The organism is Microbacterium sp. M3 (assembly GCF_033548675.1).
GTDB lineage: Bacteria > Actinomycetota > Actinomycetes > Actinomycetales > Microbacteriaceae > Microbacterium > Microbacterium arthrosphaerae.
The window spans coordinates 245627-265108 of sequence record NZ_JAWTZT010000004.1 but is presented as its reverse complement, the minus strand read 5'-3'; the positions used below and the strand labels follow the sequence as shown (position 1 = coordinate 265108).

At 71.6% G+C, this 19482-nt stretch carries 18 protein-coding genes; 7 read left to right on the top strand and 11 right to left on the bottom strand.

From position 1 onward, the window contains the following. Positions 1 to 3: 3 nt before the first annotated feature. Positions 4 to 1587: a PucR family transcriptional regulator gene (locus R8Z57_RS13500; RefSeq protein ID WP_318354306.1), complete on the bottom strand. Its 1584-nt coding sequence runs from the start codon at positions 1585 to 1587 to the stop codon at positions 4 to 6. 166 nt (positions 1588 to 1753) lie between these two features. Here R8Z57_RS13500 and R8Z57_RS13495 point away from each other — a divergent pair, with 166 nt between their 5' ends. From R8Z57_RS13495 to R8Z57_RS13480, 4 genes are all read left to right on the top strand, one after another. Next, positions 1754 to 3307 (top strand): CoA-acylating methylmalonate-semialdehyde dehydrogenase, encoded by a 1554-nt coding sequence (locus tag R8Z57_RS13495; protein ID WP_318354305.1) that lies wholly within the window; start codon positions 1754 to 1756, stop codon positions 3305 to 3307. 128 nt (positions 3308 to 3435) lie between these two features. Continuing rightward, positions 3436 to 4845: an aspartate aminotransferase family protein gene (locus R8Z57_RS13490; RefSeq protein WP_318354304.1), complete on the top strand. Its 1410-nt coding sequence runs from the start codon at positions 3436 to 3438 to the stop codon at positions 4843 to 4845. Between the two features lie 149 nt (positions 4846 to 4994). Further along, positions 4995 to 5402, top strand: coding sequence for a transferase (locus tag R8Z57_RS13485; protein ID WP_318354303.1), 408 nt, complete (start codon positions 4995 to 4997; stop codon positions 5400 to 5402). A gap of 113 nt (positions 5403 to 5515) precedes the next feature. Continuing rightward, complete coding sequence (locus tag R8Z57_RS13480; RefSeq protein ID WP_318354302.1) at positions 5516 to 6085, top strand: thermonuclease family protein; 570 nt, start codon at positions 5516 to 5518, stop codon at positions 6083 to 6085. A 4-nt stretch (positions 6086 to 6089) separates the two neighbouring features. Here the strand turns inward: R8Z57_RS13480 and R8Z57_RS13475 are convergent, their stop codons facing one another. Further along, on the bottom strand, positions 6090 to 6488 hold the full coding sequence (locus R8Z57_RS13475; RefSeq protein ID WP_318354301.1) for a DUF1304 domain-containing protein: 399 nt from the start codon (positions 6486 to 6488) through the stop codon (positions 6090 to 6092). Positions 6489 to 6670: 182 nt separating this feature from the next. On the opposite strand from R8Z57_RS13475, the gene R8Z57_RS13470 reads away from it, so the two are divergent. Next, complete coding sequence (locus R8Z57_RS13470; protein ID WP_318354300.1) at positions 6671 to 7276, top strand: LysR family substrate-binding domain-containing protein; 606 nt, start codon at positions 6671 to 6673, stop codon at positions 7274 to 7276. A 213-nt stretch (positions 7277 to 7489) separates the two neighbouring features. On the opposite strand, the gene R8Z57_RS13465 is transcribed toward R8Z57_RS13470, so the two are convergent. The 4 genes from R8Z57_RS13465 to R8Z57_RS13450 form a co-directional block, all read right to left on the bottom strand. Continuing rightward, complete coding sequence (locus R8Z57_RS13465) at positions 7490 to 9970, bottom strand: CHAT domain-containing protein (RefSeq protein ID WP_318354299.1); 2481 nt, start codon at positions 9968 to 9970, stop codon at positions 7490 to 7492. 49 nt (positions 9971 to 10019) lie between these two features. Next, entirely contained in the window at positions 10020 to 11681 is a 1662-nt protein-coding gene (locus R8Z57_RS13460; RefSeq protein ID WP_318354298.1) for a S8/S53 family peptidase, read from the bottom strand. A 73-nt stretch (positions 11682 to 11754) separates the two neighbouring features. Then, positions 11755 to 12222: a hypothetical protein gene (locus tag R8Z57_RS13455; protein WP_318354297.1), complete on the bottom strand. Its 468-nt coding sequence runs from the start codon at positions 12220 to 12222 to the stop codon at positions 11755 to 11757. Continuing rightward, on the bottom strand, positions 12212 to 12889 hold the full coding sequence (locus R8Z57_RS13450) for a sigma-70 family RNA polymerase sigma factor (protein WP_318354296.1): 678 nt from the start codon (positions 12887 to 12889) through the stop codon (positions 12212 to 12214). The genes R8Z57_RS13455 and R8Z57_RS13450 overlap by 11 nt, the downstream gene beginning before the upstream one ends. Positions 12890 to 13023: 134 nt before the next feature. Between R8Z57_RS13450 and R8Z57_RS13445 the strand changes: the two genes are divergently transcribed. Further along, positions 13024 to 13767, top strand: a complete 744-nt coding sequence (locus tag R8Z57_RS13445; RefSeq protein ID WP_318354295.1) for a glutamine amidotransferase-related protein — start codon at positions 13024 to 13026, stop codon at positions 13765 to 13767. Between the two features lies 1 nt (position 13768). Here R8Z57_RS13445 and R8Z57_RS13440 read toward each other — a convergent pair whose 3' ends face one another. The 5 genes from R8Z57_RS13440 to R8Z57_RS13420 form a co-directional block, all read right to left on the bottom strand. Then, entirely contained in the window at positions 13769 to 14569 is an 801-nt protein-coding gene (locus R8Z57_RS13440; RefSeq protein WP_318354294.1) for a tryptophan-rich sensory protein, read from the bottom strand. A 98-nt stretch (positions 14570 to 14667) separates the two neighbouring features. Next, positions 14668 to 15183 carry a glutaminase gene (locus tag R8Z57_RS13435; protein WP_318354293.1) on the bottom strand — a complete coding sequence of 172 codons (516 nt, stop codon included), beginning with the start codon at positions 15181 to 15183 and terminating at the stop codon, positions 14668 to 14670. Continuing rightward, positions 15180 to 16382 (bottom strand): cation:proton antiporter, encoded by a 1203-nt coding sequence (locus tag R8Z57_RS13430; RefSeq protein ID WP_318354292.1) that lies wholly within the window; start codon positions 16380 to 16382, stop codon positions 15180 to 15182. Before R8Z57_RS13430 ends, R8Z57_RS13435 begins: the two co-directional genes overlap by 4 nt. Positions 16383 to 16405: 23 nt before the next feature. Next, positions 16406 to 17359 carry a lipase family protein gene (locus R8Z57_RS13425; protein ID WP_318354291.1) on the bottom strand — a complete coding sequence of 318 codons (954 nt, stop codon included), beginning with the start codon at positions 17357 to 17359 and terminating at the stop codon, positions 16406 to 16408. Between the two features lie 274 nt (positions 17360 to 17633). Continuing rightward, a complete protein-coding gene (locus R8Z57_RS13420; protein WP_318354290.1) occupies positions 17634 to 18818 on the bottom strand; it encodes a hypothetical protein in 1185 nt (394 codons plus the stop codon). Positions 18819 to 18882: 64 nt separating this feature from the next. On the opposite strand from R8Z57_RS13420, the gene R8Z57_RS13415 reads away from it, so the two are divergent. Continuing rightward, a complete protein-coding gene (locus R8Z57_RS13415; protein ID WP_318354289.1) occupies positions 18883 to 19473 on the top strand; it encodes a TetR/AcrR family transcriptional regulator in 591 nt (196 codons plus the stop codon). Positions 19474 to 19482 lie beyond the last annotated feature (9 nt).

The following is a 19482-nucleotide window of genomic DNA, read 5'->3' as shown; positions in this document are numbered from 1 at the left end:
CCGTCAGCGGCCGGCCGACCTCCGCACCAGCAACGCCAGGTGCAGGGCGGTCTGGGTCTCACCGTCGTCGAGGTCGGCGTTCAGCAGCTCTTCGATGAGGGCGATGCGCTGGTAGAACACCGACCGGGAGAGGTGGGATGCCCCGGCCGCCGCGGTGCGATTGCCCGGGTGGGCGAGCATGGCCTCGAGGACATCGAGGAGGTCGCCCGATCGCGAGAGGTCGTGGGCGATGAGCGGCGCGAGCATGCGTTCACCGTGCTCGAGCACGCGGTGGTCGTCGCGCAGTGCGGTCACGAGCTGCACCAGCGGCCGGTTCTCGACGCGACGCAGGCTGGGTCCCCGCCCGGCGCGGCGACGCCTGCCGCCGGCCAGGTCGACCGCTTCGTGGACCGAGGCGAGGGCGGCGTCGATCCCCTCCGCCGCGCGCCCGACCGAGACGGTGACCCGCTCCACGTCGGCGGCATCGACGAGGGAGCGCACGAATGCCAGCACGGCGGCATCGTCGAACACGGCATCGACCGGGAGCGACACCAGCATCGCGGTCGCCGGCGCCGCGACCCCGACCGGCGCCGAACCCGCCAGCGCGCGGCCGCGCAGGGCGCGGGCCGCGGCATCCGCTCGCTCCGCCGCCACCGGCGCACCCGACACGACCAGGCCATACAGCTTCGCACCCCGCAGCGGCAGGCCGGCGGCCTCGAGCCGCGCGGCGGCGCCGCCGACACCGGCGAACCGGCCGGCGAGCAGCCCGTCGACGAGGCGGCGTCGCCCGATGCGCGCCCACTCGTCGGCGTCGCCGTCGGCGAGGCGTCCGACCGCCAGGGCGATCGCACCCTGCTCGAGCACAGCGGTGCGTCCGGCGGGATGCTCGGGCCCGGGCAGGGCGATCAGGTTGCCCCAGCGGATGCCGCGTGCCTCGACCGGCACGATCAGCCAGTCGTCGCCGCCGGCCGCCATGCCGCGCTCGCGTCGCTGCTCGGACCGGCGGTGCGCGGAGCGGGAACGCAGCTCCCACTCGGTGAAGAGCTCCTCCTCCAGGGCGAGCGGGACCTCGGCGGCGACCACCTCGTAGCCGAGGTTCTCCAGCACGATGGGGGCACCGAGGGTCTGCGCGAGCTGATGCACGATGAAATCCGCCGGGGAACCGCGCAGCACGAGAGCCGTGAAGCGCTCGCGCACCTCGTCACGAGCGCGGAGCGCATCGGTCTGCCCCGTGATGATCCGGCTGTGCACCGCCTCGGTGAGGCTCACGAACTTGACCTCGCGATGCAGCACGACCAGGGCGAGGCCGCGCTGCCGCGCCGCCTCGACGACCACCGCCGGGACGTAGCGGTAGTGCGTGCCCAGCTCGAGCACGAGGCCTGACAATCCGGCGTCGGCCAGTTCGTCGACGAAGCGCCGAAGGTCTGCCGGCTCGGCCGGCCACGACGATCCCGTCGACAGGAGCAGCTCACCCCCGTCGAGGAGACGGGCGACACCCGCACTGTCGGACACGTGCATCCATCGCACCCGCGCGTCGAGCGCGTCGTCTCCCACGAGCACCTCGGGCACGCCGTGGGCGACGGCGTCGAGGGCGATCACCTCGCGCACCGTGGGGAGGGTCTCATCGGCTGTTCGATCTGCCGGACGATCCGTTTGGATCGTCCGATCTTCGCGACGGTCGGGCACCGTGGCCGCCTCTTCTTCTCTGACAGGCTGGGACCCGTCAAGCCTAGAGGATCGCCGCACGATCTGTCCGACACCGAGAGGTTACCCCATGAGCATCACCGAGATCGCCGTCGCCCCCGCGACCTCCGACGCCGAGGTGCGGGTCGTCTCGCACTGGATCGACGGGGCCGAGCGTCCCTCGAACAGCGGCCGGACCGCCCCGGTGCACAATCCCGCCACCGGGGCTGTGACCGCCCGCGTGGCGCTGGCCGATCAGGCCGAGATCGACGAGGCCATCGCGTCGGCGGAGGCCGGGTTCGCGGTGTGGAAGGACTACTCGATCGCGAAGCGGCAGACCGTGCTGTTCAACTTCCGGGAGATCCTGAATGCCCGCAAGCGGGAGCTGGCGGAGATCATCACCGCCGAGCACGGCAAGGTCGTCTCCGACGCGATGGGGGAGATCCTGCGCGGTCAGGAGGTCGTGGAGCTGGCGACCGGGTTCCCGCATCTGATCAAGGGGGCGTTCAGTGAGAACGCGTCGACGGGGATCGATGTGTACTCGCTGAAGCAGCCGCTGGGGGTCGTGGGGGTGATCAGCCCGTTCAACTTCCCGGTGATGGTGCCGTTGTGGTTCGTGCCGATCGCGATCGCCGCCGGCAACGCGGTGATCCTCAAGCCGTCGGAGAAGGACCCGTCGGCGGCGCTGTGGCTCGCGCAGGCGTGGCAGGAAGCGGGCCTGCCGGACGGGGTGTTCACGGTGCTGCAGGGCGACAAGCTGGCCGTGGACGGGCTGCTCACCTCCCCGGTGGTGCAGTCGATCAGCTTCGTCGGGTCCACCCCGATCGCGCAGTACATCTACGAGACCGCCAGCAAGCACGGCAAGCGGGTGCAGGCGCTCGGCGGCGCGAAGAACCACATGCTCGTGCTCCCCGACGCCGACCTGGACCTCGTCGCCGACCAGGCCGTCAACGCCGGGTACGGCGCCGCCGGAGAACGCTGCATGGCCATCAGCGTCGTCCTCGCCGTCGAACCCGTCGCCGACGAGCTCATCGCCAAGATCCAGGACCGCATCGGCAAGCTCAAGATCGGCAACGGGGCGGGCGTCGACGGGGTCGAGCCCGACATGGGGCCGCTGATCACCGACATCCACCGCGACAAGGTCTCCTCCTACGTCGACATCGCCGAGGCCGATGGCGCGACCATCGTCGTCGACGGCCGGAACTACACCGTCCAGGGTCACGAGGACGGGTTCTTCTTCGGCCCCACCCTGATCGACGACATCCCCACCACCTCCCGCGCGTATCAGGAGGAGATCTTCGGACCCGTCCTCTCGGTCGTCCGCGTCGCCTCCTACGACGAGGGGCTGGACCTGATCAACTCCGGTCAGTTCGGCAACGGCACCGCGATCTTCACCAACGACGGCGGCGCTGCCCGCCGGTTCCAGAAAGAGGTGCAGGTCGGCATGATCGGCATCAACGTGCCCATCCCCGTCCCCGTCGCCTACCACTCGTTCGGCGGCTGGAAGCAGTCCCTGTTCGGCGACGCGAAAGCCTACGGCGTCCACGGCTTCGACTTCTTCACCCGCGAGAAGGCCATCACCAGCCGCTGGCTCGACCCCGCCAGCCACGGCGGCATCAACCTCGGCTTCCCCCAGAACAACTGACCCCGACTCCCGGTCGTCGAGCGAGCGACGCGAGACGAAACGGGCTCGGCACCGTCCGGACCCGCGACGCGTTTCGTCTCGCTCGTTCCTCGCTCGCTCAACGACCGACACCCCGACTGGAGCTCCCCATGACCGACACGCTCGCCACTCCCGCCGTTTACACCGACCCGGCCGGCGCCCCGCGCCCGCTCCCCGACCGCGACGCCGACGCGCGCGTGCGCGCCGACGACCGCGGGCACGTTTTCCACTCGTGGAGCGCACAGGCCCTCATCGATCCGCTGCCGGTGGCGGCGGGCGAGGGTTCGACGTTCTGGGACTACGACGGCAACGCCTACCTCGACTTCAGCTCGCAGCTGGTGAACCTCAACCTCGGGCACCAGCATCCCGATCTCGTCGCGGCGATCCAGCGGCAGGCCGGGCGCCTCGCGACGATCCAGCCGTCGATGGCCAACGACGTCCGCGGCGAGCTGGCGCGGCGCATCGCCGAGGTCGCGGGCGACGGCTTCGAGAAGGTGTTCTTCACCAACGGCGGCGCCGACGCGAACGAGAACGCCGTGCGCATGGCGCGCCTCGTCACGGGCCGACGCAAGGTCCTGTCGATGTACCGCAGCTACCACGGCAACACCACGACGGCGATCTCGCTCACGGGCGATCCGCGGCGCTGGCCGAACGAGCCGGGCGACGGCTCGACGGCGAAGTTCTTCGGGCCCTACCCGTACCGCTCGGCGTTCCACTCCTCGAGCATCGAGGAGGAGACCCAGCGCGCCCTCGAGCACCTCGAGCAGACCATCATGCTCGAAGGCGCCTCGACGATCGCGGCGATCATCATCGAGACGATCGTCGGCACGAACGGCGTCCTCGTGCCGCCGCCCGGGTACCTCGCCGGTGTGCGGGCGCTGTGCGACCGGTACGGCATCGTCTACATCGCCGACGAGGTCATGGTGGGCTTCGGCCGCGTGGGCGAGTGGTTCGCGTTCCAGGCGTTCGACGTTCAGCCCGACCTCATCACTTTCGCGAAGGGCGTGAACTCCGGTTATGTGCCTCTCGGCGGCGTGGTCATCTCGGACCGCATCGCCTCGCACTTCGACACCCTCTCGTTCCCCGGCGGCCTCACCTACTCGGGACACCCGCTGGCGTGCGCGGCGGGCGTCGCCACCTTCGAGGTGTTCGAGCGCGACGGCATCCTGGAGCGCGTGCGCGACCTGGGCACGCGTGTCGTCGAGCCCCGGCTGCGCGACATCGCGTCGCGGCATCCATCCGTCGGCGACGTGCGCGGAATGGGCCTCTTCTGGGCGATCGAGCTCGTGAAGGATCGCGAGACGCGCGAGCAGCTCGTGCCGTTCAACGCCGGCGGAGCGGATGCCGCGCCCATCGCGGCCGTCGCGGCCGCCTGCAAGCGCGACGGCGTGTGGCCCTTCACGCACTTCAACCGCGTGCATGTGGCGCCGCCGCTCGTCATCGCCGAGGACGAGCTGCTGCGGGGCCTGGACGTCATCGACCGGGCGCTCGCGGCAGCGGACGAGCACGTCGCACGCTGATCCGGACGCCGGCGGCAATCCACTCTCTAACCCTGTTCCGAACATCTGGCAAGCCCCGTGCATCCAAAGGGTCCGATGCGGGGGAATGAATCTGTGAAGGACGAGGTTATTCCTGTACTCAGCGCCTTCCGGTGCTGCAGGAGGGGACTGTGGGTAAGAACTACATCGACATCGAGAACGACCAGGGCGAGACGCTGCGCTATCGCAAGCACGTGAATGGTCGCGGCCTCATCGCGCATGGCGCGAAGGTGCACCCGAGCGCCGTCGTGGAAGTGGGCGCGTATGTCGAACCGGGTGTGCAGATCGCCGCGGGCGCGCATGTGGGCCGCGGCGTCTGGGTCGAGACGGATGCCGTCATCGGCCCGGATGCCGAGATCGCCCCGCATGCGCACATCGGCCCGCGTGCCGCGATCGGCCCGCGCGCCAAGATCGGGGTGCGGACGCAGATCGGCCACGACGCGCGCGTCGCCGGAGGCTCGCTCATCGGCGACGACGAGACCGTCGGCGACGGGGAGCGCGTCGCGACCGACAGACGAGGTCTCCGGCTCGCCGCCTGATCCGCCCGATCGCTGAGCCGCCTGATCCGCCCGGTCGCTGAGCCGGTCGACCCGCGCGTCGCTCTGCCCCAGGGTGGCGGCGGCATGTCGCCGCCACCGCATAGGCTCTCGGGGTGGTCAGACGCGTCCTCATCGGCCTGCTGCTGCTCGCGATCGCGGGCGCTGCCGTCTGGTGGTTCGCCGGTCGTGGTGACGACGCGGCGCACGATGCCGTGCCTGCTCCCGACACGGCCGTCACCATGCCGGCCATCCCGGCCGGAGCCTTCGAGATGACCGTCGAGAGCGTCCACGACGGCGACACCCTGCGCGCTCGCGTCGCGGTGCCCAACGCCGTCGTCGGCGACCTCGATTCGACCCGCGTCCGCCTGCTGGGGGTCGACACCCCTGAGATCTCACCCTCGCCCGATTGCTGGGGCGAAGAGGCGACGGCGAAGCTCGCGTCGCTGACTCCTCCGGGGTCGACCATCTGGGTCGCGCCCGACGTCGAGGTGCACGATCAGTACGGCCGGACGCTGCTGTACGTCTGGACGCCCGACGGCCGCTTCGTCAACGGCGAGCTCGTCGCACAGGGCGATGCACGCGTCGAGGTCTACTCACCCAACCGCGGCCAGGAGGATCTGCTGCGCTCGCTCGAGTCGGCCGCCGCGGCCGCGTCGGCGGGTCAGTGGGGCGCGTGCGGCTGAGCGGTCACGCGAACAGGAACAGCACGAAGCCGATGAGCGGCAGCGTCCCCTGGATGAGGGCCGGCCGCAGGTACTTCATGCCCGTCGTGAGCAGCACCAGCGCCGCGGCGACCATGGAGCCCAGGCTGAACAGCACGAGGGCGAGTCCGGCCGCGTGCACCGGCGCGGCCTCGGCCCCCGCAAACATGAGCACCAGCCCGATGACCACGCCGATCGCGAGGAACAGGTTGTAGAACCCCTGGTTGTACGCCATCGGCTTCGTGGTGTCGGCGGCGGCCTGGTCGGCCACACCGAAGCGTTTCCAGATCTTCGGCTGCGTCCACTGCACGCTCTCCATCACGAAGATGTACACGTGCAGCAGCGCCGCGAGCGCCGCGAACGCCGTCGCCAGGATCGTCACCATGAGCGAACGATATCGCCCCGGCTACGCTGAACCGTATGGCGAAGGGCGGGTCGCGCGGAAACGCACGGGGGCGGGGCACGCCCGGCAAGCGGCCGGGTCCCGCGGCGAAGGCGAAGCCCGCCGCAGCGCGTCGGCCGCAGCCGTCGCCCGGCCCGTCTCCGACACCACCCGCCGAGCCGGCGATGCCGGCCTCGTTCACGCTGGGCGCGATCGCCGGCGCGACGCCCGGCAAGTGGATCGACACCTGGAACGAGCGGATGCCGCGCACCCCGCTCACGCTGGTGCCGCTGGCCTTCGCCGACGAGCGCCGCGCACTCCTCGACGGCGAGGTCGACGCCGCGATCGTGCGACTTCCCCTCGACCGGGACGGACTGCACGCGATCCCCCTCTACGACGAGCTGCCGGTCGTCGTCTGCGCGAAGGACTCGCACCTGACGGCGGCCGACGAGCTCGCCGCTTCCGACCTCGAGGGCGAGGTGCTCATCGTTCCCGCGGACGACGTGCTCGGCATCCGTTCGAGATCGTTCCCCGGGACCGCGGCGCCACGGTTCGCTCCCCCGGCCGACACGGGCGAGGCGATCGCGACCGTGGCCACAGGGGTGGGGATCGTGGTGGTGCCGATGTCGCTCGCCCGACTGCACCATCGCAAGGACGTCGACTATCGCCCGCTGCGGGATGCACCCGGCTCGACGGTCGCCCTCGCCTGGGTGGCTGACCGCACGACGCCCGCGGTCGACGCGTTCGTGGGCATCGTCCGCGGCCGCACCGCGAACTCGTCGCGCGCCTGACTGCCGCCCGGCGCGCAGCTGCGAGGGGCGCCACCCCAGTCCCCAGACGTGGCACCCCTCGCGGAATCGGCGCTGAAGACCCGCATGCCGAGCTGCGATTCCCCAAGATCGGTCTTCCGCTCGCCTTCGCCCCCCAGGTCCGGGCGGAGCGAGCCGTTCCGGGTAGGAGGAGTCGGCGGCATCCGCTCTGATACACGCGGACGCGAGAAATTCTCAGAAGCCTGCGCCGTGCACCTGGAAGGGGGCGATGATGCCGGTGCGACGGGATGCCTCGGCCAGTGCCACGGACGGCGGAACGCCCCCTGCCAGACCCTCGTGCACCGCGCCCAGCAGCTCGCAGGCGTCGTCGTCGGCCACCACCACCGGCGCGGCGATGACCGACCGGGCTCCCGCGTGCAGCCAGATGCGCGTCATTCCCACCGCCTCCTCGCCCCAGCGGACGGAGGAGCGCCCCACCTCGCATGCGGAGAGGACGACCGTGTCGGGCAGGTGCGGGATGAGATCGATGTCGTAGCCGAAGAGCGTTCCGTCGACCAGCTCGAGCCCCGAGAACATGGGGTTGTCCACGGCGTGACGACCGTGCGCGGCAAGATGCAGCACATCGACCTGGGCGGCCAGGTCTGTGACGGCGGACGCCGTCGCCTGCGCACCGCGGAGCACCTCCCGGTCGTGCCACCGAAGCGACGCCCCCGACACCTCCTCCTCCCCGCGGGGGACGCGCGGACCCACCGCGAATCCGGCTCGGCCCGGCAGCGAGCGGCCGGCTGCCTGCGACGAGACCCAGCGTGTCGCCGATGCCGCGATCGTGAATGCGCGGCCGCGCATCGCGGGGAGCATGGCCCAGGGAACACCGTTCAGCACGCCGGGGACGGTGAGGACGATCCGATCCCGCTCTGCCGCCGCCATCGGCTCGGCGAGCAGCGCGTCCGACAGGTGCGACAGGCGCTCCTCGAGCGCCTGCCCGATGACGTCGACGATCGGTCCGGACCGCACCGTGGCGGCCATGTCGAGATCGGCGCGGAGCCCCCTGAGACGAGTGCGGATCGATTCCCAGGGATGCAGCGGGACGAGCGACACGGCGTCATCGCGAACCACCAGCGCGACGATCACCGACCCCGTGAAGACATAGGCGATGAACGCCGTGTCGGGTGGCAGTGCCCGTCGGAGCGTCTCGAGGCTGATGCGCTCGTCTACATGATCGGCCCGGGTGGACGACCACTGGCGCTCCCGCGCTCGCTCGCGGATCGCGGCCGCTCGGGAGCCCGAGAGCCAGTCGCCCGACGAGTCCTCGAGTCGGAGCAGCCGGAGCTCCGCCAGCTCCTCGGCCATCGCCGGATCAGGAGGTGGGCGCAGCGGTGAGACCTGCTGACTCAGGTGCCGTGCCCGCTCGGACCATTCGAAGACCGTCTCCGCCCGACCGGATTCGACCGCCGACGACATGCCGGCGTAGATCAGCGCGCTCCCGTGCATCATCACCGACGTCTGCAGGTCGATGCTCCCCGAGGTCTGCTGCCAGCGCGAAAGCGCGTCGACGCCGCTTCGCAGGTGCCGCCGAGCCTGCGCGGGACGCCCCCGCATCTGCGCGCGCGCCGCCCGCACCTCGTCCGCGAGCAGCTGCAGCTCGAGGGGCGCTGACGAAGGCAGCCTGACGGAGGGCAGGTCGTCCCTGCCTCGGCGCACCTCGGAGCGCTGCTGGGTGAGGCGGAGGGCGGTCGCGTCCGTGCGGAATCCTGCGGCCTGCAGCTGCGTCACGACCGCGTCGATCTCATCCGCACGCGGCAGCCGGCGTGGCTGTGGCGCATCGCCACCGGAGTACTCGGTACGGCCGCCGCTGAGCAGGGCGCGCATGCGCAGCCCTTCTGCGCGCGCAGCCCAGGTGTCGTGGCCCACCCGGCGGAATCGCCGCGCGGCACCTCCCGCAACCCTGCTCGCGCGCTGCGCCGAGTGCGACAGCAGCGATCGGGCGAGTTCGAACTCGGCTTCTGCCCTCGCCTGCGGCATCCGCTGGCGACCGAAGCTGACGGCGGCCCTCTCGAGCAGCCGCTCGGCGTCGGTGGTCAGCCCGGCGTCCCGCAGGACCTGCGCGCGATCGACATCGCAGATCGCGGTGGTCACCTCCGAGACATCCGTCAGCGCGCGCCGGGCGGCCATCATCTCGCTCAACGCGGGGACGAGATCGCCGCGCAGCAGAGCGATGTACCCCAGGTTGTGCCGGATCTGAGCCTCCTCGACCCGCATGCCGTTGTGCGCGTAGACCGTCATCGCCGCCACAGCGTCATCGCCCGCGAGGTCCAGTCGCCGCCTGCTCATGTTGACCAGGCTGCGCGTCACCAGCATGCGCGCGACGACGACCGAATCGGCGTCCACGGCGCGGATCGCCTCGCTCAGCAGGCGCTGGGCGTCGTCCAGGCGGCCCGATTGCTCCGCGAGGGCCCCCAGCTGCCCGTACAGGACGGCGCGGGTCTCGCCCGAGATGCCGGCGGCATCCAGCGCGTCGCGGCAACGACGCTCAGCACCGCTGAGATCGCCGGTGCGCGCCATGATGTACGCGGACGTGCCCGCGATCCGGGCGAGCAGGTCGACGTCCTGAGTCCTCCTCGCCGCCGTGTCGAGCAGCCGCCGAGCCTCCGCATACCTGCCCCGGTTGGCCGCCTCCACACCGCGGCGATGAAGGATCTCCGCCGTGCTGGTCACCGCCTCAGTCTGGCGGATGAGCGCGTTCCATGTGTAGGCGCACCGGAGGTCAGGGCGCCATGATCCCCTCGTCCAACTCGTCCTTCAGTCCGTCGTGCACCTCGCGCAGTCTCGCTGAACGGGACGCCGCATCGGTCTGCGTCGTTGCGTCCATGAGCCCTTCGGCGATGCCGGCCGCCAGCCGGCCCGCGATGTAGGGCGCTGCGAAGGACGTGCCGCTCCACACCGCGAAACCGCTGGCGAAGTCGTCGGGGTCGAGACCCTCTCGTCGCTGCCCGTTCCGGTCGGCCCGCGAGCCCGCCTGCATCCCGCCTTGGAACTTGGGCGAGGTGCTCACGATCGACACGCCCTGTGTGAAGGTGCCGACCCAGCGTCCGACGTTGCTGAAGAGCGCCACCGAGCCGTTGGGGTTCAGCGCCCCGACGGCGACGTGCGGAGCGGCATCCTTCGGATCCTCGACGTGGAACTCCGCGTCGGGCCAGCCCCACAGCGAGGCCGGGAAGGCGGGACGGGAGGTCGAGTCGTTGCCGGCCGAGCACACGACCGCGCAGCCCAGCTCGCGGATCCGCACCAGCAGCCGGCTCAGCGTCTTGTCGAACTGCTCGTCCGCGGGTGTCTCGTGGTAGTACCCGAGCGAGATGTTCAGCGCATCGACCACGAGCCCGCCCTCGAGCGCCTCGAGGAAGTCCTGAACCGCGTCCAGGAAGTCTCCTTCCAGCACCGTTCCCATGCTGTCGGCGACCCGGATCGGCAGGAGCAGCGCATCCGGGCAGGCCTGGAGGATGACCCCGGCGACGAAAGTGCCGTGGCCCGCCGCACCGTCGAGGAATCCGTCCAGCGGCCCCGCGATGTCGCCCTTGATCTCCGGATCGCTGTCGGCGGAGACGATCCCCAAGGTCGGTGGCTTCTCGAGCATCCTGCCTTCGAACCAGTCGTGTCCGGACCAGCAGCCGGTGTCCATGAACGCGACGACCGGTCGCCTGCCGGGAATCTCACCCTCTCGTCGGGCCGGTGCCGGGCCGACGTAGTCCACGACCTGGCGACCTCCGCTCCCCGGGCGGGCGTAGCTGTCCGGACCGAAGGGGTTCGTGTGCCCGAAAGGGTTCGTGTGCCCGAACGGGTTCGTGTGCCCGAACGGGTTCGTGTGCCCGAACGGGTTGGTGTGACCGAACGGCCCGACCGACATCACATGGTCGAGTCCGACCCCCTTCAGCGTCTCCGGGTCCTTGACGACGGGAACCCGCGGCGAGGCGTCGCGGGTCTCGGCCTGAGTGTCGACGTCCTCACCCGGGTCGAGCACCAGCGCGCGCATCCGCTGCAGCAGCCGCCACGCGTCAACGGGAGGAACGGGCTGGTCATCACGCCCCGGCTGAGGGTTGGGACGGATGCGGACGCGACGCACGATCGGCGCGCGGGGCTGACTGCGGGCGAGCCTGCGCGCGACGCCGGCGGCGACCACCTCGTCGGAGGGGTCCCGATCGATGTCGACCGCCCAGCCGAACTCGCCGGCGGCCCGGTCCAGGTTGCTGCGGATCGCATCCTCGTGGCCCTCATCGGTCAGCAGGAGGTGCCCGGGGGCATACGTGGTCGGATAGGCGGTGTACGGCTCCACCGGCTCCTTGGCGGGGTCCAGCTCCACGCCGCGAGGGCGGAACGCGTCGTAGCGCCTCCGCCAGTCATCGGCACGGCCGGGGGTCACGGGGTTGCTCATCGTGTCTCCTCACACATGCGGAATCCGCGGCCCCCAGGCCGCGGGATCCGTCTTCCTACGTCGTCGTACTGCTTCAGACTTCGAACTGCGGGGTCTGGAAGTCGCGCAGCGCCCCGTCGGCGTCGCGCACCACCAGGCGGAGCCGCGCCACCCCGGGTGCGACCTCCTCGAAGGCGAACCGCCCGTGTTCGCCGGGATCAGTGGCCCACTCGCGGTCGTCCTGCACCAGCCGGATCGCGAGGGCCGCGGCATCCACCCATCCGTCCACGCGCCGGCCGCCGTCCTCGGTGGCGGTGACGTGCAGCAGCACGGTGGTCGTGCCGTCGCTGAACTGCAGCGTCGCGGTGTCGCTCTCGCCGCGCACCGCGGCGAGGCTGCCCTCGACGAGCGTGAGCAGCGCATACTCGCGCGACAGGTCCTCGACCGCGACGGCGGCGACCATCCGGTCCACCAGGTCGGCGGGCACCGGGTCGATCTCCTCCCACATGCGGCGCATTCGTGCGAAGAGCGCGGCGTCGGCCGCGAAGTCCTCAGATTCCATCGTCGTCTTCCCTCTTCCCCGCGCCCCCGAGAGCCGCGCGCAGTTTGGCGAGGCAGCGCTGGCGGGTCGGTCCGATCGATCCGATGGGCATCGCGAGGTCTTCGGCGATGCGGGCATAGTCGGGGCGATCCTCGAACGCGACGATCCGCAGCAGACGCTGGCATCGATCGTTGAGCGTCGCGACCGCACTCCACAGGCGACGATTCTCGTCGTGGTGCGCGGCGGTCTGCTCGGCGGATTCGTGGACCGGAAGGTGCGGTTCGAGCGACTCGGCCTCGGTCGCATCGGCGCGCCGATGCTGCTTGCCGACCCGCCACGCCTCGCGACGGGCGCACATCGAGAGCCATCCCGACACCGCGAGCGGGTCGTTGATGGTCTCGTGACGGCGCACGAGCGTCAGCCACGTCGTCTGCACGACGTCCTGCGCGAGCGCGTGATCGAGACCGTACGACCGGACGACGTGCCACAGCGGCGGCGACATCAGGCGCACGAGCTCGTCCATGGCGCGACTGTCACCGTCACGCCACCGCACGAAGAGCGCTGCGGCGCGCTCCCACCTCGCCGGCTCCGCGGAGTCGACGTCCCCCACCGTCTCGCCGTGCGCCGCCGTCGCGTCGCGCGGGTCCTCTGGCGGCGGGGGCCCATTCTCGGCGCCCATACGCGTCATGACGCCCATTCTGTCCACACCATGCCCGAGCGCGATAGTGCCGTGCTGATACACGCTGGCGAAGAAATCCTGCGACCGGGTCGGTGGGTTTCGCCGGACTCGCCGGGCGTGGTGCCGGACCCTAGACTGCTCGCATGACGACCGCGCCGCTGCTCTATGTCTGCGTGCGCCCGCAGCAGGGCGCGGCCGCCGCGGAGTACGAGTCGTTCCGCACCGCGATGCGGCTCGACGAGGACCGCCTCGCCCGCCATGATCTGGTGCGCGAACCGCTCCCGGCCGACGCGTTCGAGCGGTACGCCGGATTCCTCATCGGCGGCAGCCCGTTCAACACCACCGACCCCGAGTCGACCAAGACCGACACGCAGCGGCGGCTCGAGGCCGATCTCGCCCGCATCGCCGAGCGCACCGCGGCGGGCGACGGCCCGGCCGCACTGTTCACCTGTTACGGCATCGGCATCGCGACCAAGGTGCTCGGCGGGTCGGTGAGCCGGGCATTCCCCGAAGACACCGGTCCGGTGGCCGTCGAGCTGACGGCCGCCGCTGCCGGCGACCCCGTGTTCGGGGGCATCGCCCGTCGCTTCACCGCCCTCACCGCCCATAAGGAGGGCACGGATCGGCTGCCGCCCGGGGCGGTCCTCCTCGCCTCGAATGACGGATGCCCCGTCCAGGCGTACCGCGTGGGCGACCGGCTCTACGCGACCCAGTTCCACCCCGAGCCGACGGCGAAGGCGTTCACCGAGCGCATGGCCGTGTACCGCGACGACGGCTACTTCGAGTCCAGCGACTACGACGCGATCGCAGCGCGCGTGCTCGCGGCATCCGTCACCGAACCGGCCCGGCTGCTGAAGGCCTTCGCCTCGCGCTTCGCCCCGGCCTGAGTCAGGCTTCTGCGTTGCGGACGGCCGACGCCTCGCGGACGACCGTGCCGATGACCGACGCGGCGAGGATCAGAGCCGCCACTCCCAGCGCCGTGAAGCCGATGGCGGCGCTCGACGGCTCACCGGTCAGTCGTCCGACGGCGAGCCAGGAGAGTCCCCACGCCAGCGCGAGGGCGGGCGCCAGGCGCCAGTGGCTCGCCGCCCCGATGCCGAGGCCGATGACCGCCACGGCGACGAGGACGATGACGCCCCATAGGGTCGCCGAGTCCTCCCAGTCGGGGGGTCCGATCACCGTGAGCCAGGCGGTGATGTTGGCGACCGTCGCGAGCGTGACCCAGCCGAGATGCAGGCCGGTGACCCCGTCGACGAGCAGCCGGTCGGCCCAGCCGTCGGCCGGCTCGATGACGGTGCGGTGGAAGGTGACGCCGAGGAGGGCGAGCAGCACGATGATCGCGAGCACCGTGAGCGGCAGCGAGCCGAACTGGGCGGCGACCAGCCACAGCCCGTTCAGGACCATCGTGCCCGCGATGAGCCACCCGAGCACCCGCTGGCGTTCGGTGGAGCGCTGGCGCGGCAGCGCCTGCCACACGGTGTAGGCGAAGAGGCCGACGTAGATGACCGTCCAGATCGAGAATGCGGGGCTGGCCGGCGCGAGGTACGAGCCGTCCTCGTCGAGGGCGCCGTCCTGCAGGTCTTGCACGGGGGTGCCGCCGAAGAGGCCCGTGCCCACCATCGCCGCGACGATCATGAAGCAGAAAGCGCAGATGACCAGGATCTGGCGGATGAGGTCCCGTGCAGCCATGCTCACAACGTAGAGGGCGCCGGCGGCCGCGGTGACGTCATTGACAAGCGCTCCCCGGGCGGATAGGCCGCGGGTGCGGCAGCAGCGGGTGCGCGCCGCTATGCGCCCGCGGGCGGGTCGAGGAGGAGCCCGACCCGCTCCGCGAGGTACGACTCCAGCGGCACGAGCCCGCCGGTGGTGCTCCAGCGGACGAAGAGCGAGCCGTCCGCGAAGACGAGCGGACCGGATGCCTCGGCCGGTCGCGCGCTCGCGGCGCCGGTGTCGTCGGCGGCCGGCGCCGCGGGGTCGAGCACGCGCCACCCGATGTGCACGGTCTCGCCCTCCGCGAAACCGCCCCGTCGCGCCGCGGCCGCAAGTTCGGCGCGACGGCGCTGCGACTCGGCGGTGTAGCCGCGGCGGGCCTGCTGCCGGGCGCGGATGATGTCGCCGGTGGCGAGCACCGCGTCGTCGGTGAGGAGCAGCACACCGAGATGCCATGCCGAGCCTCGCCGCACGATCCGCGGTGCCCGCGCCAGGCCCAGCAGCCGCCGCGGCGCGAGGAGCTCGCCGAGCGCTTCGCGGGGCGCGGCCGCGAGGCGGGCGCGTGCGGCGTCGAACGGGTCGGGAGCGGTCACGCCATGTCGTCCTCGAGCGCGCTGCCCGCACGGACGCGCTCCCCACGCAGCGCCATTCCGAGGAGCGGGAACAGCAGCACCGACAGCATGCCCGCCGCGACCAGCACCGTCTGCTGCGTGGACGAGAGGATCCCCTCGTCGACGCCGATCCCGGTGACCGCGACGATGATCGGCAGCCCGGTGGCGCCCAGGAGCGCGATCGAGAACCGCTCCTTGCGCGACGACCCGACGGGCGCCGCCAGCATCGACGGCAGCCCGCGCACCACGAAGAGGGCCACGAGCACCACTGGGAGCAGCAGGAAGAGCGACGGATCGTCGAGGAGCGCCTGGAGGTTGAAGGTTATGCCGGTGTAGATGAAGAAGACGGGCACCAGGAAGCCGAAGGCGACGCCCTCGATCTTGCTCTCGACGGCCTCGCGGTCGGCCTCGGAGGCGTCGCGCATGATGAGACGCCAGATGATGCCGGCGGCGAACGCGCCGAGGAGCATGTCGAGGTCGAGCACGATGCTGAGCGCGATCAGCGCGCAGAGGATGAGGAAGACGACACGGACGGCGAACTGGCCGGAGGTGTGCAGGGTGGAGCTGACGAACGCGTGCATCGCCCCGCGCGGGAGCTTGAACGCCAGCCAGATCGCGAGCGCGGCAACGGCGGCGAAGGCCACGAGCACCACGGTCGCCACCCCCAGATCCCGCCCGCCGAGGAACAGCGAGATGGCGATCAGGGGCCCGAACTCGCCCACCGCGCCGATCGCGGCGACCGCCTGGCCGAACGGGGTACGCAGCTCACCGGCGTCCCGCAGCATCGGCAGCAGGGTGCCGAGCGCCGTCGAGCAGAGCGCGATGCCGATGACGACCGCGGCCTCGCCCGGAGCAAGGAGGAAGCCTGCGGCGACGCCGGCAGCGAGGCTGATGAGCCAGCCCGCGCTCGCGCGTCTGCCGAGCCGGCCCCGGAACGCCCCGAACTCGATCTCGGTGCCCGCCACGAAGAACAGCATCGCCAGCCCGAAGTCCGCGAGGGTGGAGATGAACGCCGCGGGCGCTGCCCAGCCGAGCACCGCCGGACCGATCAGGATGCCGAGCACCAGCTCGAAGACCACCACCGGGATCCGCACCCAGCGCCCGAGGGCCCGCGCCAGGAGCGGCGCCAGCACGGCCAGCAGCGGGACGAGCAGCAGCGTCACGGGATGAGTCGGTTCCACGCGATCAGACTAGCCATCCCGGCTCACCCGGATGCGACCCCGTCCAGCCACCGCAGCAGCGCGGGAAGGGCGAGGTAGGCCACCGTCCCGTGGTCGGCGAAGGGGATCTCGTGGTAGGTCACGTCGATGCCCAGCGACGACTCGTGCGCGGCGAACTCGGTCGTGTCGCTCGGCACGACGAGTTCGTCGTCGAGACCCTGGGCGAGGAAGAGGGGCGCATCGAACCCGGTCGCCCCCGCGGAGTTCTCGGCGAAGAGCGTGGCCCAGGGCTCGGTCGTCGTGGGATCACGGGTCGTGAAGTCGCCCACGAGCGGCGCGCCGATGCGGTGGAGCGCGGAGATGTTCGACAGCAGGCAGAGCTCGTTCATGCGCGGGACGATCCCCTGCGCCGCGGGGGTGAGGATGCCGTCGAGGCCGGCTTCGGGGTAGACCTCGGCGTACGCGGTGAACGCGTACGACCCGATCGTGACGCCGGAGATGTCGTCGAGGTGGGCGCTCATCAGGCCGGGCAGGTCGGCGGCGGGCGCGGCCGCGGCAACGGCCGCGAGGCTCAGCTCGGGCGCGTACTCGGCCGCCCGCTGGGCGGCGAACAGCACCGCCTGGCCGCCCTGCGAGTGGCCCCACAGCGCCAGGTCGTCGCCGGCGCGCGCTTCGGGCACCCCGCGCGCCGCCCGCGCGGCGTCGAGCACGGCGTTGCCGCCCGTGACGCCGACGAGGTACGAGTCCGTCCCCTCGGTCCCCATCCCGACGTAGTCCGTCGCGACGACCGCGTACCCCCGGTCGAGCAGGAAGCGGAGCCCCTCGATCCCAAGGAACGGGTCGAAGCCGTACGAGGGCGCGCACTCCCGCGCGGCCCCGGTCGTCGGGTGCCCCCACGACAGGATGGTGCGGCCGCCCGGCGGGGCCGGCGTGAGCGGCACGACGAGCACGCCGGTCGACACCGCGGGATCGCCGTGCACATCGGTCGTGCGGTACATGATGCGCCACGCCCGGCTCGCGAGCGGCGCGCCCAGGAGCGGATCGACTTTGACGATCGACCCGGGCTCGCCGTCGAGGCGCCGGCGGGCTGGGCGTAGAACGCGTCGATGCCCGGCCGCTCGAGCGCGTCGCCGATCAGCCGGATCTCCTCCGCGGCGACGACGCCGCCCACCACGGCGAGCGTCGCCGCCACGAAGGCGGTGACGAAGCGCAGTCGGCGGACGCGGCGCGGCGGGGTCCCCATCGGTGCGACCGTACCGCGCCGCGGCCCGCTCATGCGTGAACGGGTGCTGCCCGTTCGCTGGAGGCGCCGTCGTCCGCGGCCGTGTCGGCGGGCTCGAGCTGCTGCGCCGGCGGGGTGAGTTCGGCGCGGGTGCGCCGGTGGCCGATGAGCGCCAGCACCACCCCACCGACCAGCCACGAGCCGAGGATCAGCCACTGCGCCAGGGTCGCGGCATCCGGGAAGTACATCACCGACCGCAGCAGCGTCGCCGACGCGCCCGGCACGAAGAACTGGCCGATCGCACCCCACGGCTCTGGCAGGAACTGCGGGGGCATAGCGGCACCGGCGATGGGATTCGCGATGAACATCGTGATGACGGCGCCGACACCGATGCCCGCCGGCCCCATGACGGCGGCCAGCCCGATGATGAGCGCCGACGTCGCGCTCACCCCGAGCCCGATCACGGCGGCGTTCAGCAGCCAGTCGCCGGTGAGCATGCCGAACCACGTCTGCATCACGAGGGTGATGAGCGCGCCCGCCGCGACACCGAAGACGACGAGACCGACCAGACGCCGCACGACGCCCTGCACCAGCAGGGTGAGCAGGATGCCGCCGAGCATGCCGCCCAGCACGAGCGGGAAGACGGATGCCGCAAGCCCGGCGCCCGAGCTGTCGCCCTCGGCGAGCGGCACCACGTCGGTGACGGTCACGGTCGGGATCTCGGGGGCGGCGCCGCCACCGCCCTCGGGCAGCTGGGGCCGCACGCCCGACTGCAGGGCGCCGACGATCGCGGTGAGCTGCTCGGTGAGCGCCGCCTTCGCGGCGGTGTCGATCTGCGACTGCAGCTGCGCGGCCACGCCGCGCAGCGCCTGGGCGGCGACCGGGCTCGCGGCGCTCGCGACCAGGACCTCCGGCTGCTCGCCGAGGAGGATCGCGCCGTAGAGCTCGCGCGACTCGATCTGCGACACCGCGTCGTCTCGGGAGCCGACCTCGTGCAGGGCGAACGGCGCCGGGTCCTGCTCGGCGAGCTTCGTCTCGACGGCGGAGACGGCATCCGCGGGTCCGGAGATGCCGACGGGCAGATTCTGCGGCTGCGAGGTGGCGGCGGGCCAGACGAACGCCATCACGACGAGGGCGACGATGACCGAGCCGACGAGCCCGAGCAGTGCGGCGACGCCCCACTTGGTCGGGCGGACGATCGCGTCGGAACGCGGTCCGGAACGATGGACGCTCATGGCGACCTCCTAAAGAGAATGGTGGTTCTGTTTGCGAGGATAACAGAATAGGTATTCTCTTTCCATGCCCAAAGTGTCGGATGAGTACCGCGAGGCGCGGCGCGACGAGATCGCCCGCGCCGCCCTCCGATGCCTCGAGCGCAACGGCGTGCGCGACACGTCGATCGCCGACATCGTGGCGGAGTCGGGCCTGTCGACCGGGGCCATCTACTCGCACTTCTCGAACAAGGCCGAGCTCGCGCGGTACATCGTGGGCAGATTCCTGCTGCCCCGCATCGACGCCCTCGAGACCTCCGGTGAGCGCGGCGACGTCGTGACGCCGCGGCAGGCCCTGCGCGGCATGCTCGGAGTCTTCGAGGAGGTCGGCCTGCCGCCGAGCCTCGTGCTGCAGTTCTGGGGCGAGGCGATGGTGGAGCCCGGACTCCACGAGGAGATGCTGCGCACCGCGGGCCGTTTGCGCGCGTCGCTGGCTGCCGCCCTCGGCCCGTGGTCGCTGGAGCAGGCGGCTGACCCCACCGATGCCGAAGGCCTGGCCGCCGGCACCGCCCGCACCGTGGCGGCGCTCGCGCAGGGCTACGTCGCGAACGTCGCCGTCTTCGGCCCGCGCGACATCGACGAGTACCTCGACACCGCGGAAACGGTGCTCGCCGGCTGAGGTTCGCCG

Coding starts and splice junctions, on each gene's coding strand:
- R8Z57_RS13415 (WP_318354289.1), top strand. CDS start 18,883: ATGCCCAAAGTGTCGGATGAGTACCGCGAGGCGCGGCGCGACGAGATC.
- R8Z57_RS13445 (WP_318354295.1), top strand. CDS start 13,024: ATGACGACCGCGCCGCTGCTCTATGTCTGCGTGCGCCCGCAGCAGGGC.
- R8Z57_RS13460 (WP_318354298.1), bottom strand. CDS start 11,681: ATGAGCAACCCCGTGACCCCCGGCCGTGCCGATGACTGGCGGAGGCGC.
- R8Z57_RS13425 (WP_318354291.1), bottom strand. CDS start 17,359: ATGTACCGCACGACCGATGTGCACGGCGATCCCGCGGTGTCGACCGGC.
- R8Z57_RS13495 (WP_318354305.1), top strand. CDS start 1,754: ATGAGCATCACCGAGATCGCCGTCGCCCCCGCGACCTCCGACGCCGAG.
- R8Z57_RS13450 (WP_318354296.1), bottom strand. CDS start 12,889: ATGACGCGTATGGGCGCCGAGAATGGGCCCCCGCCGCCAGAGGACCCG.
- R8Z57_RS13490 (WP_318354304.1), top strand. CDS start 3,436: ATGACCGACACGCTCGCCACTCCCGCCGTTTACACCGACCCGGCCGGC.
- R8Z57_RS13420 (WP_318354290.1), bottom strand. CDS start 18,818: ATGAGCGTCCATCGTTCCGGACCGCGTTCCGACGCGATCGTCCGCCCG.
- R8Z57_RS13470 (WP_318354300.1), top strand. CDS start 6,671: ATGCCGGCCTCGTTCACGCTGGGCGCGATCGCCGGCGCGACGCCCGGC.
- R8Z57_RS13455 (WP_318354297.1), bottom strand. CDS start 12,222: ATGGAATCTGAGGACTTCGCGGCCGACGCCGCGCTCTTCGCACGAATG.
- R8Z57_RS13440 (WP_318354294.1), bottom strand. CDS start 14,569: ATGGCTGCACGGGACCTCATCCGCCAGATCCTGGTCATCTGCGCTTTC.
- R8Z57_RS13475 (WP_318354301.1), bottom strand. CDS start 6,488: ATGGTGACGATCCTGGCGACGGCGTTCGCGGCGCTCGCGGCGCTGCTG.